We start from the raw sequence: 13,465 nt of genomic DNA on the forward strand, positions 1-13,465 counted from the left end.
GTACACATTGGAAACATTATCAATAAAGATATATTTAAATTTCAGACAGCCTGAAATTAACTACTTCCTATTACAAATAAGGAATAACCACTTGTATCAAAAGACATTATTTAAAAATCAGCCATGGGGCTTCTTTTTTTTGAGGAAAACGTGTAAACTAAATAGCGTACAAGTATGCAAGAACATATTTTCGTATAAACGTTGAATATAGGTGAAATGAAGAGGGGTTTAAACATGATTTTTAAAAAAGGAGAACTGTTCAATGGTCCCGGTGGACTCAGTCTTGGCGCTAAATTGGCAGGTTTTGTGCATCCTGACACGGGTAAAGAATGGCGAATAGAGCATGTGTGGGCAAATGACTATGATCCTAATGCGTGTAGCACGTTCCGCTACAACATCTGTGGGAATATAGAAGATCAGTCTGTTCACTGTTGTCCGGTTGAACAGCTTCCGATTGGTGATAAAACAGTGCTTGAAGAAATCGACTGCTTTGCGTTCGGATTCCCGTGTAATGATTACAGCAATGTCGGTGAAAAGCAGGGATTGAACGGTACATACGGTCCTCTTTATTCGTATGGGGTCAAAGTGCTGGAAAAGTATCAGCCGAAATTTTTTGTGGCAGAGAATGTGGGGGGGCTTCAAAGCGCCAATGAAGGAAAAGCCTTTATTAAGATACTAACAGAGCTTGAAGAGTGTGGATACAAGTTGACGCCTCATCTATATAAATTTGAAGAGTATGGTGTCCCACAGGCAAGACATCGCATTATTATTGTTGGCATCAGAAATGACTGGGCAGCAAAAGGTGTTAAATTTAGAGTGCCGGCACCGACTACACTGGCATCAACAGACTATGTGACGTCTAAACAGGCAATTACAGAGCCTCCGATCCCTAAAGATGCACCGAACCATGAAATGCCGAAGCATACAAAAAAAGTGCAAGAAATGCTGAGTTACATTCCGCCCGGTGAAAATGCGTGGTATGCAGGAATTCCCGAGGAGCTTCAGCTGAATGTAAAAGGAGCGCGTTTAAGCTCAATTTACAAACGGCTTGATCCTGAACGCCCAGCTTACACTGTAACTGGCAGTGGTGGTGGAGGGACTCATATGTATCACTGGGAGGAACTCCGCGCTCTGACAAATCGAGAACGCGCTCGTCTGCAGACATTTCCGGACGACTTTGTATTCCAAGGAAGCAAAGAAGCAGTCAGAAAGCAGATTGGCATGGCTGTTCCCGTTAAAGGTGCCCAGGTCGTATTTGAAGCTATCTTAAAGTCGTTCGCAGGGATTGAATATGAATGGGTAGAGCCGGCAAGAAAGCTTCAGCTTGAAAATCTCCGTGGCCAGAGAAAAGTAACAATCGATGAAGTTGAAAATGTGATAGAACAGCAACAAAAAGAAACAGAAACCCAAATAGTACTTAAGATATAAGTATATAAGGCGGCGCCCTATTAAGGTGCCGTCTTTTTCGCTTGTTTGATAAACCTTTCAATCTCATCAACTGCTTTATTGAAATCTGCCTTAAATTCATGTTCCCAGACCCGCTTAAAATTCCAGCCATGCTCTTCGTAATAACTCCTTACTTCTTCATCGCGGTTCCTGTTCCTTTCAAGCTTTTTGTCCCAATATTCCTGGTTACTTTTCGGCCGGTTGCCGTGCACTTCGCATCCGTGCCAGAAACACGAATCAATAAAGATAACTATTTTATACCTTTTTATAGAAATGTCCGGTTTTCCGAACAGGGAATTATCATTTTTGCGGAAGCGAAGGCCTCTATGCCATAGTTCTTTAGAAACTCTGTTTTCTAGTTTTGACTGTGACCGTATAGACTGCATATTTTTCCGGCGTTGCTCCGGTGTCATATTGTCAGCCATAGTACACACCTCCCTGTATGAATATATTCCTTAAAATTCAAGGAGTGTAGAGGTCTAAAGATTTTGCCTTTACAAGCGACACTTTAACTATATGTAAAGCAGATAATTACTTTTCAAAGCGAAAATCGCAAAATAATCGATTTATATTGGTTTTTTTGTTTAAAAAGAAATTAGCGAGATCGTTCGTTGCAAGATAGACCTTACACCATGATAATTAAAATGTGTTTTCGTTATACCCTTCAATTACCATATCCAATCGTTCCACCTCACCCTGAATCCCAATCGCAGGCTCCCAAGAATCAATCAAACGAATGGCCTTCTGATTATATTCCATCGCTTTCGTTTTCTCTCCTTTACGATACAACAGCTGCGCCATCCCATAATAATAATAAATCAACTCAACCTGATTCGCGTTATGTTTATCATAAAGCATCTGCTCAAAGGCTTCTTCCGCTTTCCCAAAATGACCACACTTCACGTAAGCCACACCCAGATTAAAATAGGCTTCTATCGTTTTTTCGCCCCCATACATGGAGCTGATTTGATTTGCCGCTTCGTATAATTGAATGGATTCTTCATTATGACCTTTCACAAAGCTCAGATCTCCGCGAACCAATAGAACTCTGTGCTGAATCGCAGGGGAAATCGGTTTATCTTTGATTTCGGTTAAAATCGCTTCCGCTTTTTCATCACTTCCGCCTTTTAGTAACAGCCTTGATTGCAGTGCGAGTCCCCATACCTTTAGATCGTGAACGTCTTGCTCTTCAGTGTCTGATTGTTCCAGCGTTTTCAGGCCGGCTTCAATTTGCTGAAGAGCCCCGTCTAAATCGTTGACTTCCATCAGTGCCCAGCCCGCTGTGTCGATTCTGAAGAAGGCTTCTCGTGTGTTTTGGCCTAATTGATGGGCGGCATCAGCGGCTTTACGTCCGTATTCGATTCGCAGGGGCAGGTTGATTCTGCTTAGAAAATGGCTGATGCGAGTGATGAGTTCGATTAGAATTTCTTTTTGATCGGTTTCGCTTGACCATTTGATCACCTTTAAGATGTTTGGCCATTCTTTTTTGATTTGGTTCAAATCACGTCCCAAGAGATAGCTCCAATAGATAGAGTTTGGCTGTTCCCGTTTTAAGTGGGTTTCTGCATAATGAATATAATAGTGCGCCCAGCGGCTGCGAGCTTCTGTTTCATATTGCTGATTTTCGGACAAGTGCTGTTCTCCGTAAGCGACCACAGTTTGATGCGCTAAGTATTGTGTCCTTCCTTTGATTCGTTCGGGCTGAATCAGAGCAAAAGACCGCATTTGTTCAACTGCGTAATGAAAACGGCGAGCGTCTAATCCGGCCGCTGCCGCCAGGCTTTTTTCATCTGGCGGCTTGCTGAAAAAGCATAGCACCTGCCATAGCTTCCATGTATCTTCATTGCATCTGTGCCATGTGCGCCCAAATAGAAAATCAAACAGATCTAATAGTGAGTAGCCTGCTTTTCCGAGCTCATGAATCAGCTGCTGAGCGGGCATGTCATCGTCTGACATATAGGCGATGCTGAGTGCCATGGCTTTCGGGTTTCCGGCTGTTGCTGAAATGAACCCGCTCTTCAGTTCTGGGGATAGTTCCAGCAGCTGCGCTAGCTTTTCTCGTTTAGTTGGATCGTTGCACATTTGCAGGCAGCGGTTCACTTCTTGATGAAAATATTCCAGGGCATCTGTTTGTTCAAGTCCGCTCAGCTGGATGGTTACCATTTCACCGAAGCCTTGCCGATAGGTTTGCTTCAAGTTTTCACGTGCTGTGAGGAGAACTTTCACGCCTTGAGGCAGGCTGGTGATAAATTCGTGAATGTCTCTTTCGGCAGTGTCTATGCTGTCCACGATCAGCAGGACCGGTTTTTCTCTAGTATAATTAGCAAGTGCATTGCGGACGGCAAATCGTTTTTCGTTTATGGATTTATTGATTTGTTCCGTTCGACCGAGCTGATAGGCAATCGTATTTAAAAAATCACTAAAGCTTAATCCCTTCCAATCAGCACTGAGCCAGATGATGCTGTTGAATGCCGGCCAATCTGAGGAATCGCCGCCGATACAGGAATAGGCTGCCTCAAGAGCAGTAGTCGTTTTCCCCATGCCTGCCCATCCGGTAATCAAACAGACGGGTGATGGGGAAAGCATCCATTGCCGTATCGCCTCGATGTCAAATCTTCGTCCTATAAAGTGACCCGACCAGCGTGACGGTAAGTTGTGTGTCAAAGGGATCTGTTCTGTAAGCGCATTCGTTTTATGGTCGAGAACATCAGGAAATAAACGCTTGACTGTTTTTTCAATATCTTGATCAAGCGGTGCTCCGAATGAATTGTCCTGCCGTACTATTTTCGCTTTTTTAAGACATGAGGCCGCCCATACAGGCAGTGCAGGTTTGATTACCGGTATAGTGGTGGTCTCAAGCAGGTCGGAAAACCACTGTATATTCATATCGGTTTTTTCAAGAATGATCCAGATCATTCCGAACAGTTTTCCGTCTTCAATTCTTCCGGGAACATAGTTCACACCCATCTGTCCGATCCAGCTTTTAATCGTGTTTGGGGAAACTCCCAGCTGGTGTGAAATGTTGTCTAAATAAGACTGTCCTGTTTTTTCGTTCTTATTTCTTCTGACTTTATAATCTGGATGAAGTTTTAATGACTTTACGCCAGGTGCCAGCAATTCTGCAAATTGTTTTCGATCTTCCAGTTCAGCCATAAAACCTGCACCTCCTATTAGTACTATTTTATCAATCCTGCTTGTTTTGTATATGAAAAATCAAAAAGTACAGTGCGGCTGTCCTTTTATACAGCATGAAAAGCTGTTGAACATGTTGAAAAGCAGATAAAATGAGGGCAGTAACAGAAAATGCAAAAATGTATGCACTTACATTTCTGGATGAAGCGGCTTAAATGCCGTTAATAGTGTTCATAAAGAAAGGAATTTGCCGTAATGACTCACACAGTACCTAAAACCATGAAAGCAGCTATTATGCATAACACTAGAGAAATCAGAATAGAAACATTGCCTGTGCCGGACATCAGCCAGGATGAAGTGCTGATTAAGGTGATGGCTGTCGGGATTTGCGGATCGGATCTGCATTACTATACAAACGGCAGAATAGGCAATTATGTAGTGGAAAAGCCATTTATCCTCGGACATGAGTGCGCGGGAGAAATCGCGGCTGTCGGCTCGTCTGTTGAACAATTCAAAGTAGGTGACCGCGTCGCTGTTGAGCCGGGTGTCACGTGCGGACGCTGTGAGGCGTGCAAGGAAGGACGTTATAACCTTTGTCCGGATGTACAGTTTTTGGCTACACCGCCGGTAGACGGCGCGTTTGTACAATATATCAAAATCAGACAGGACTTTGTTTTCTCTATTCCAGATTCACTTACTTATGAGGATGCTGCCTTGATTGAACCGTTTTCTGTCGGTATCCATGCAGCGGCGAGAACGAAGCTTCAGCCCGGATCAACGATTGCGATTATGGGGATGGGCCCTGTTGGATTAATGGCTGTTGCGGCAGCTAAAGCGTTTGGGGCAAGCACAATTATCGTGACCGACTTAGAGCCGCTACGGTTAGAAGCTGCGAAAAAAATGGGAGCGACTCATATTATTAATATCCGTGAACAGGACGCGCTTGAAGAGATTAAAACGATCACGAATGATAGAGGCGTTGATGTTGCTTGGGAAACAGCGGGGAATCCAGCGGCACTGCAATCCGCACTGGCTTCTGTGCGCCGGGGCGGGAAACTGGCGATTGTTGGTTTGCCTTCTCAGAACGAGATCCCGCTTAATGTGCCGTTTATTGCGGACAATGAGATTGATATTTACGGGATCTTCCGTTATGCCAACACGTATCCGAAGGGAATCGAATTTCTCGCTTCAGGCATTGTCGACACGAAGCATCTTGTAACGGACCAATATTCGCTGGAACAGACGCAAGAGGCGATGGAGCGGGCGCTTCAATTTAAGAATGAATGTTTAAAAGTGATGGTTTATCCGAATAGCTGAGTGAACAGGGAGAATCTCGTATTCTCCCTCTTATTTACTGGATTTTTACTCAATAATGAAAACGGATTCTTGGGGTGGGAAAGATGATCGAAACAGAAAAAGCAACGGTAATGAAGGCGAAACATCAAACAAAATCCAGTGCCGGTTTGTCCTGGCTTGAACGAATCGGATACGGCTTTGGTGATATGTCGTATAATATTGTGTTTCAATTTGTAAACGCATACCTGCTGTTTTATTATACGGACATCGGCGGCATACAGCCTGCGGTCATCGCCACATTATTTCTTGTTGTGCGGGTGCTGGATGCTATTTTTGACCCGATTATGGGGGTTATCTTAGATAAAACAAACACAAGGTGGGGAAAGGCAAGGCCTTATCTGCTGTGGGTTGCATTTCCTTTCGCATTATTTACTGTCCTGTGTTTCACCACGCCTCACTTTGGAGCAACGGGAAACATCGTCTATGCGTATATTACCTATATTCTGCTCGGCATGTCCTTTAGTATGCAAACGATTCCGGTGAACAGCTTAACGGGACGGATGACGAATTCTGTAAAAGAAAGAACGGTATTAACAACGACTCGTATGATCTTGGTTTATGTCGGAATCCTTCTATCCATCTCCTGCGCAACACCGCTTGCAGCAGCTTTGGGAGGAGAGAACCAGGCATTTGGGTTTCAAATGACAGCTCTCGTCTATGCCATTGTTAGCATCGCTTTGAACCTCTTTAGTTTCTTTACTGTGCGTGAGCGGATTGCGCCTAAGAAAACAAAGAAACAGGGAATGAAAAAGACGTTATCTGTTTTGTTTCAAAACAAACCTTTGCTGATTCTAACGTCATCATTTTTAGCATTTGCAATCGGGTTTAATATTAAAATCAGTACAATGGTGTACTACTTTACGTATAACGTGAATCATAAGGAATTGGTGTTCTTTGGAACCGTTTTATTTTTTGGAGCAGCCCTCATCAGTAACTTGTTTATTCCATACTTTTCTGAGAAGTGGGGCAGGAAAAATGTGATGATCATATCGGCCGCTTTGTCACTGATTTCGTATGCAGGTCTGCATTTTACGGCGTATTCTTCGGTGACGCTCATTTTCATCTGGCTATTTGCTTCAGGGTTCTTTACAACCCCTTTAAATACGCTTGCTTGGGGAATGGTTGCCGATTGTGTTGATTATGCGGAATGGAAGACAGGGGTTCGTGCCGACGGAGTGGTGATTTCCAGTATGAGTTTTATCAATAAGTTAGGTGTTGCACTGGCCGGTTCGTTTTCTGCGATCTATTTAGGAATCGCAGGATATGTGGCGAATACTGATCAAACCGTAACTTCACTGAATGCGATTAAACATATGAATGCTTTAATACCGGGACTATTTATTTTACTCTCTATCATCATCATAGCCTTTTATCCTTTAACTGAAAAAAGATATAAACAGATCATCACCGAGCTGAGAAGAACTCCAGGTAAGTGAATATATTTAATATTTCTAATATTCGATGTAAAAGGTTGTATTTATGACTGAAAGTAATATACTGAGACTGTAATCTAGAATATGTAAAAAGAGTGTGATAACATGCGAAGTCAGTCTGTTGTTTGTATTGGGGAGTTATTGATCGATTTCTTTTGTACCGATGTGGATGTTGATTTAATGGAAGGGCGCCATTTCTTAAAAAGTGCCGGGGGCGCCCCGGCAAATGTGTCAGCCGCTATTGCCAAGCTGGGAGGGAACGCTGCTTTCGCAGGAAAAGTAGGGAAGGATCCCTTTGGGTATTTTCTGAAGCAAACGTTAGAGGGTGTTCATGTTGATACCTCTATGCTGGTGATGGATGAGAAAGCACCTACAACGCTTGCTTTTGTTTCATTAAAGAATAACGGAGAGCGTGATTTTGTTTTCAATAGAGGCGCGGATGCTCTGTTTACGATCGAAGATGTCGATCAGGATAAAATGAATCAAGCAAAAATCCTTCATTTTGGCTCAGCGACGGCATTATTATCTGATCCATTTTGTACAGCCTATTTACGCCTTATGTCCATTGCGAAGGATAACGGGCAATTTCTTTCATTTGATCCTAATTATCGAGGGGATTTATGGAAGGGAAGAGTCTCTGAGTTTGTTAGTGCTGCAAAAAGAGCCATTGCTTTAAGTGATTTTGTTAAGGTGAGTGACGAGGAGCTGGAGATCATCACCGGTGCGAAGGATCATGAAGAGGGTGTCAATATCCTCCATGGCATCGGAGCCAAGATGGTTGCTGTGACTCTTGGGAAAAACGGAACACTGCTGTCTAATGGCAAGAAACATGAAATCATTCCGAGTATTCCTGTCACTTCGATTGATTCTACAGGAGCTGGAGACGCTTTTGTCGGTGCAGCCTTATTCAAATTAGCTGGTACAGATAAGATTCAATCGGTAGAAACTGAGTTTGAGAAGCTGCGTGATATCGTATCTTTTGCCAATAAGGTGGGAGCGCTTGTCTGCACCAAAATTGGAGCGATAGATGCACTGCCCAGCATGAAAGAAATTGAATTTTCTCAATAAACATCGAGGATGTTTCTTGAAAGTCTTTGGACTTTTGGGGAGGCATCCTCTTTTTTACTTTACTTTTGGACAGGCCACTTACGCGCACCCGCTTGAACAATGCCCAAAAGCAATTGCCGCCGTTCTTTTATAGATTTAATCGCTGTTCGAAAGGTTTGTTCTGATAGGGTTGGTATGCCGCATTCCCTTAGCTTCATAAGGTTGGGCTCCGGCGGTTCTTGTTCAGCCGGATGGATATATGCTGTATGAACGGTGTCTAAGTAGTTTTTAACACTTGAGCGCGCTTCTTTTATGTGCAGCTGATTCGGAAGATACTGCTTTGGAATGCCATATGTCAAAATGGTTAACGCTTCATCCAGTACAGTGACTGCAATCACGGAAGATTCCTCACGCTGTGTGCTATGGTAAAAATGAAGAATGGGGAAGGCGTTATGCTGAGCGGTCAGCTTTCCCAGCTCTGAAGAAAATGTAGCGAGAAGCAGATCCATGTCGTGAAAATGTCTCCCGTTCCACGCAGTTTGGACAATCTCTGTTCCGTTATGCCCAAGACTCAGTACACTCTGGGCGAATGAGCGCTTTTGATTAACTGCGCTCAAGACAGAAATTAAATACGTGACAGAAAAAGTAATTGTAAGCAGACCTTCAGCTGTAGCACCGACTGTCACAAGCTTCCAAAGGGCTCCGTTCGGTGTAAGGTCGCCATTTCCTAATGTAAACATCACATATCCAGAAAAATAAGCTCGATCTGACCAGGAGGCTGGTTCTTTACTTTGAGTAACAACAAGAGAATGAGGGTCACTTGAGAAGATAAACGTCCAGCCGCTCCAAAATAAACCGATCCACACCAATAATGTCATGCATAACAGCAGGGGCCCTGCCGTACTGAGAACCTTTGCGTGATCTCCGCTGATCTTACGGAAGCCTTTCCACAGCCATGCAGATAAACATCTTGTGATCGGACCGGCTCCGCTCTCGAGCCATAATGTTGTCCATATAAAATCAATCATCCCCGCTGCCAACAATAAAATTCCTGCAATGATATAAATCTCATTCAATTTTATTGCCTCCTCCTATTCAATTAGAGCCAGCCATTTAGCCATCTTTATGTTTCTTTTCTATTTCCTTTTGCCTTGAATATGAAACAATCATTTGAATGTGTGAGCAGTGAATCATGCAGAGAAGATTTATATAGGAGAAGTTAACCAACACTTACTCATAATGAGGATGACAGAAATGTCGCATAACATACATAATGATTCCACATTTTCGGCAAGAAAAAAGTTCAATTCCCCTATGAAGTGGTCATTTTACCGACTTGAAGTGAAAAAAAATTCAGAAAATGATATTGACTGAAAGCGTTTTTATAATTATGATATTAGCAGAAGTAACAAATATATAACTACAATATTACTATAACAACACTACGAAGTGACTATAAGATGACAACTCGTTAAGTCAGACACCAAAAATATACCCACTGTTGTTTAGCGTAATGAAATCGCTTCCAAAACAATTGTCTTCAACGCATGCTGAAAAGAAGGGAAGGTTATATAGCCAGTGATAAGAGACATTTTGAACTTTTTTCTCAGCATTTGAGAAAGGTTGCAGCCCTAGAATACGTTTTTAAAATACGCAGTGATCGATTTTGAAAAAGACTGGGGGAAACGGTATGAATACAAAAGGCAGTCAAATGTCATTTTTACGCACAATTATTTTAGTTTCGACTTTCGGCGGGCTTCTCTTCGGTTATGATACCGGAGTATTAAATGGGGCTTTACCATATATGGGTGAGCCTGATCAGCTTAATCTCAATGCTATCACAGAGGGGCTCGTCACCAGTTCTCTTCTTTTTGGAGCTGCACTTGGAGCTGTGCTTGGAGGAAGGATGTCTGATTTTAACGGACGCCGCAAAAACATTCTTTTCCTTGCCATTATATTTTTTATCTCAACGATTGGATGTACACTGGCTCCAAACGTAACAATCATGATCATTTCTCGTTTTGTGCTTGGGATAGCCGTCGGGGGCGCATCAGTGACGGTGCCTGCTTATTTAGCGGAAATGTCACCTATGGAAAGCAGGGGACGGATGGTGACCCAGAATGAATTAATGATTGTATCCGGGCAGCTGTTGGCCTTTGTTTTTAATGCCATCCTCGGGACGACAATGGGGGACAGCTCCAATGTATGGAGATTTATGCTCGTGATCGCATCTCTTCCGGCCGTATTCCTGTTCTTTGGAATGATCAGAATGCCTGAGAGTCCTCGCTGGCTTGTTTCAAAAGGAAGGAATGAAGATGCTTTAGGGGTTTTGAAGAAAATCAGAGACGAAAAACGCGCTGCATCTGAGCTGGTTGAAATTGAATCCGCTTTCAAAAAAGAGGATAAGCTTGAGAAAGCTACGTTTAAAGATCTAGCAGTTCCGTGGGTGCGCCGGATTGTATTCATAGGAATCGGAATTGCGATTGTACAGCAAATTACGGGTGTAAACTCCATCATGTATTACGGCACTGAAATTTTAAGAGATTCCGGGTTCCAAACGGAAGCAGCGCTGATCGGAAATATTGCCAATGGTGTGATCTCCGTTCTGGCTACGTTCGTTGGAATTTGGCTGCTCGGAAAAGTCGGTCGCCGGCCGATGCTGATTACAGGGCTGATCGGAACGACATCGGCATTGCTGCTGATCGGAATATTTTCACTTGTGCTGGAAGGATCGCCTGCACTTCCATATGTGGTTCTGTCGTTAACGGTTTCGTTCCTGGCATTTCAGCAGGGCGCGATTTCACCAGTGACATGGCTGATGCTTTCAGAAATTTTCCCGCTGCGCCTTCGCGGTCTGGGAATGGGTGTTACGGTATTCTGCTTGTGGATGGTCAATTTCGCAGTCAGTCTGACATTCCCTATTTTGATGGCAGGCATTGGGTTATCAACAACGTTCTTCATCTTCGTTGCGCTGGGAATTTGCTCGATTCTGTTTGTGAACAAGTTTTTACCGGAAACAAAAGGTCTTTCGCTTGAGCAGCTTGAGGAAAGCTTCCGTGCTCACGATCGCAGTGAGGCTAAAGAAGAGGCCGGCGCTGAAGTGATTGGCTAAGAGGAATAAAAGAATCCGCACTTGAATGCGGATTCTTTTTTAGTATGTTTAGTTTGGTCTGACAAGGATTTTCACTTGGTTTTTCTCTTTGATCAGAGATCCGAAGCCTTCTTCGATTAGATCGTCTAACACGATTTTTTTCGTAACGAGTTTATCGGCTGAGAAATAGCCTTCTTTCATTAATGACAATACAGCTGGGAATACGTCACGGTACCCGATGATTCCTTTCACTGTGCGTTCTTTGATTACGATATCATTCGGATGAATTTCAGCGCCTTTTTCCCAGATGCTGACGATCACTGTCTCACCGGCAATTGTTGTAGATTGGATAGCCTGGCGTAAAACGACTGGAACCCCGGTTACTTCAAAGGCTACGTCAACGCCGCCTCCTGTAAGGTCTGTGATATGGGCCACTACATCGTCTGTTTTGGACGGATCCACGATAATGGCGCCGAGCTCCTCAGCTTTTTGCTGGCGCTCAGGTGAGAGCTCAACAGCGTAAATTTCAGTAGCGCCGGCAGCTTTCAGCGCTTCAATGACAAGTAGTCCGATCGGGCCGCAGCCGAATACAGCCGCTTTGTCACCAGCTTTGATTTTGCTTGAGCGGACAGCGTATAAAGCGACCGCAGAAGGTTCAACGAGTGCGCCTTGTTCATATGATAATTCCTCAGGAAGTTTGAATAACAGCTCTTCATCTACAGAGACATATTCGGAGAATCCGCCGCCGCCTCCGGCTAAGCCGAGGAACCCCATTTGTTCATCAAGGTTGTACGCACCTTGATGTCCATGTGTTGCAAAAATCGGTTCCACAACGACTCGGTCTCCGACTTTATAGTTTTCAACACCTTCCCCGACTTCAACAACTTCACCGGAGAATTCATGCCCCATTGTGACAGGTGCTGTTTCTTTTGTTAAAGGATGGGGTTTGTCAACCGGGATAAAAATCGGGCCTCCTAAATACTCGTGTAAATCACTGCCGCAGATGCCGCACCATTTGACTTTGATCTTGACTTTTCCCGGTTCCACTTTTGGCTCTTCAATATTTTCAATACGGATATCCTTTTGGTTATGCCATCTAGCTGCCTTCATGGATTACCACTCCTATATCTTTTGATATGAGTAATTCCGCACCGATCAATATGAACTGTTCACAAAATCGCCATTTTTAAAAACCAAAAAAAGATAAAACTTATATATAATATAGACTACGTTTTTTTGAAAAAAGAAACTTTGAAGAAAAAAGAGTCTCGCACACTCTTTTTTCTTTATGATGAGAGAGTAAGAATCGTTTACATAACAATGAATTTGGCTTGAACAATACGGTAATGGTTCGTTCATATTGAATGCGTCAACTACTCTATCAACAATTATAACGCTAACACTGCAATTATAATAGGATAATCTTCCATGGTTTATTTTAGCAGAGGACATTTTTTTGACTTTGTAACATTACTGTAAGGATATTGAAATAAAAAATCCCCGGTTGATCGTGTATAATTTTTCCTAGATGTTAATAAACAGGGGGACGAAATGTTGAAGAAAGTCATTTTAGCCGCTTTTATCTTAGTAGGAAGTACTTTGGGAGCTTTCAGTTTTTCGGCAGATGCCAGTGCGAAACATGTGAACGGAAATATTACTTGGTATAACGGAGTTGGGAAAAAAGGCTCTTCAGGTAAAAAACTTGGACATTGGGACTGTGCGACAAAGATCGGATTTGACGTACCTAGAAATGGGACAAAAATCAGAGCTTATGCAAAAGCGAAACCTAAAAAGGTCATTACGGTTTATAAAAATGATGTTGGCAGAATGCCTAATGCAGTGCTGGATGTAAGCCCTAAAGCGTTTAAAGCGCTGGGATACCCATTAAGCAAAGGAAAAGTATCGGGGCATTACAGCTATTAATACATAGTTTAAATCTGTAAAGCAAGAAGTCGCATTC

General features: G+C 43.1%; 10 protein-coding genes. 6 read left to right on the plus strand and 4 right to left on the minus strand.

Annotated features, from left to right (window positions below):
• Window positions 1-234 precede the first annotated feature (234 nt).
• A complete protein-coding gene (locus NSU16_RS03350) occupies window positions 235-1,428 on the plus strand; it encodes a DNA cytosine methyltransferase (RefSeq protein ID WP_268470851.1) in 1,194 nt (397 codons plus the stop codon).
• Between the two features lie 20 nt (window positions 1,429-1,448).
• Here NSU16_RS03350 and NSU16_RS03355 read toward each other — a convergent pair whose 3' ends face one another.
• Window positions 1,449-1,871 carry a very short patch repair endonuclease gene (locus tag NSU16_RS03355; protein ID WP_326227800.1) on the minus strand — a complete coding sequence of 141 codons (423 nt, stop codon included), beginning with the start codon at window positions 1,869-1,871 and terminating at the stop codon, window positions 1,449-1,451.
• A 214-nt stretch (window positions 1,872-2,085) separates the two neighbouring features.
• Complete coding sequence (locus NSU16_RS03360) at window positions 2,086-4,599, minus strand: NB-ARC domain-containing protein (RefSeq protein ID WP_339192075.1); 2,514 nt, start codon at window positions 4,597-4,599, stop codon at window positions 2,086-2,088.
• Between the two features lie 234 nt (window positions 4,600-4,833).
• Between NSU16_RS03360 and gutB the strand changes: the two genes are divergently transcribed.
• The 3 genes from gutB to NSU16_RS03375 all read left to right on the plus strand — a co-directional run bounded on the left by gutB (window position 4,834) and on the right by NSU16_RS03375 (window position 8,435).
• The gene (gene gutB / locus NSU16_RS03365; protein WP_268505767.1) at window positions 4,834-5,895 is read left to right on the plus strand and encodes a sorbitol dehydrogenase; all 1,062 of its coding nucleotides are present in this window, start codon (window positions 4,834-4,836) and stop codon (window positions 5,893-5,895) included.
• An 83-nt stretch (window positions 5,896-5,978) separates the two neighbouring features.
• Window positions 5,979-7,370 (plus strand): glycoside-pentoside-hexuronide (GPH):cation symporter, encoded by a 1,392-nt coding sequence (locus NSU16_RS03370; protein WP_326204359.1) that lies wholly within the window; start codon window positions 5,979-5,981, stop codon window positions 7,368-7,370.
• A gap of 102 nt (window positions 7,371-7,472) precedes the next feature.
• Entirely contained in the window at window positions 7,473-8,435 is a 963-nt protein-coding gene (locus tag NSU16_RS03375; protein ID WP_339192076.1) for a carbohydrate kinase, read from the plus strand.
• A 59-nt stretch (window positions 8,436-8,494) separates the two neighbouring features.
• Here the strand turns inward: NSU16_RS03375 and NSU16_RS03380 are convergent, their stop codons facing one another.
• Window positions 8,495-9,490 carry a potassium channel family protein gene (locus tag NSU16_RS03380; RefSeq protein ID WP_229148714.1) on the minus strand — a complete coding sequence of 332 codons (996 nt, stop codon included), beginning with the start codon at window positions 9,488-9,490 and terminating at the stop codon, window positions 8,495-8,497.
• A gap of 614 nt (window positions 9,491-10,104) precedes the next feature.
• Here NSU16_RS03380 and NSU16_RS03385 point away from each other — a divergent pair.
• Window positions 10,105-11,526 (plus strand): sugar porter family MFS transporter, encoded by a 1,422-nt coding sequence (locus NSU16_RS03385; RefSeq protein ID WP_339192077.1) that lies wholly within the window; start codon window positions 10,105-10,107, stop codon window positions 11,524-11,526.
• A gap of 48 nt (window positions 11,527-11,574) precedes the next feature.
• Here the strand turns inward: NSU16_RS03385 and bdhA are convergent, their stop codons facing one another.
• Window positions 11,575-12,615: a (R,R)-butanediol dehydrogenase gene (gene bdhA, locus NSU16_RS03390; protein WP_010333223.1), complete on the minus strand. Its 1,041-nt coding sequence runs from the start codon at window positions 12,613-12,615 to the stop codon at window positions 11,575-11,577.
• Between the two features lie 441 nt (window positions 12,616-13,056).
• Between bdhA and walM the strand changes: the two genes are divergently transcribed.
• Window positions 13,057-13,428 (plus strand): cell wall metabolism protein WalM, encoded by a 372-nt coding sequence (gene walM, locus NSU16_RS03395; protein ID WP_081720753.1) that lies wholly within the window; start codon window positions 13,057-13,059, stop codon window positions 13,426-13,428.
• Window positions 13,429-13,465: the final 37 nt, after the last annotated feature.

It is taken from the genome of Bacillus sp. FSL K6-1003 (assembly GCF_037964945.1).
Classification (GTDB): domain Bacteria; phylum Bacillota; class Bacilli; order Bacillales; family Bacillaceae; genus Bacillus; species Bacillus mojavensis.

Coding starts and splice junctions, on each gene's coding strand:
- NSU16_RS03360 (WP_339192075.1), bottom strand. CDS start 4,599: ATGGCTGAACTGGAAGATCGAAAACAATTTGCAGAATTGCTGGCACCT.
- NSU16_RS03370 (WP_326204359.1), top strand. CDS start 5,979: ATGATCGAAACAGAAAAAGCAACGGTAATGAAGGCGAAACATCAAACA.
- NSU16_RS03375 (WP_339192076.1), top strand. CDS start 7,473: ATGCGAAGTCAGTCTGTTGTTTGTATTGGGGAGTTATTGATCGATTTC.
- NSU16_RS03385 (WP_339192077.1), top strand. CDS start 10,105: ATGAATACAAAAGGCAGTCAAATGTCATTTTTACGCACAATTATTTTA.
- bdhA (WP_010333223.1), bottom strand. CDS start 12,615: ATGAAGGCAGCTAGATGGCATAACCAAAAGGATATCCGTATTGAAAAT.
- NSU16_RS03350 (WP_268470851.1), top strand. CDS start 235: ATGATTTTTAAAAAAGGAGAACTGTTCAATGGTCCCGGTGGACTCAGT.
- gutB (WP_268505767.1), top strand. CDS start 4,834: ATGACTCACACAGTACCTAAAACCATGAAAGCAGCTATTATGCATAAC.
- walM (WP_081720753.1), top strand. CDS start 13,057: ATGTTGAAGAAAGTCATTTTAGCCGCTTTTATCTTAGTAGGAAGTACT.
- NSU16_RS03355 (WP_326227800.1), bottom strand. CDS start 1,871: ATGGCTGACAATATGACACCGGAGCAACGCCGGAAAAATATGCAGTCT.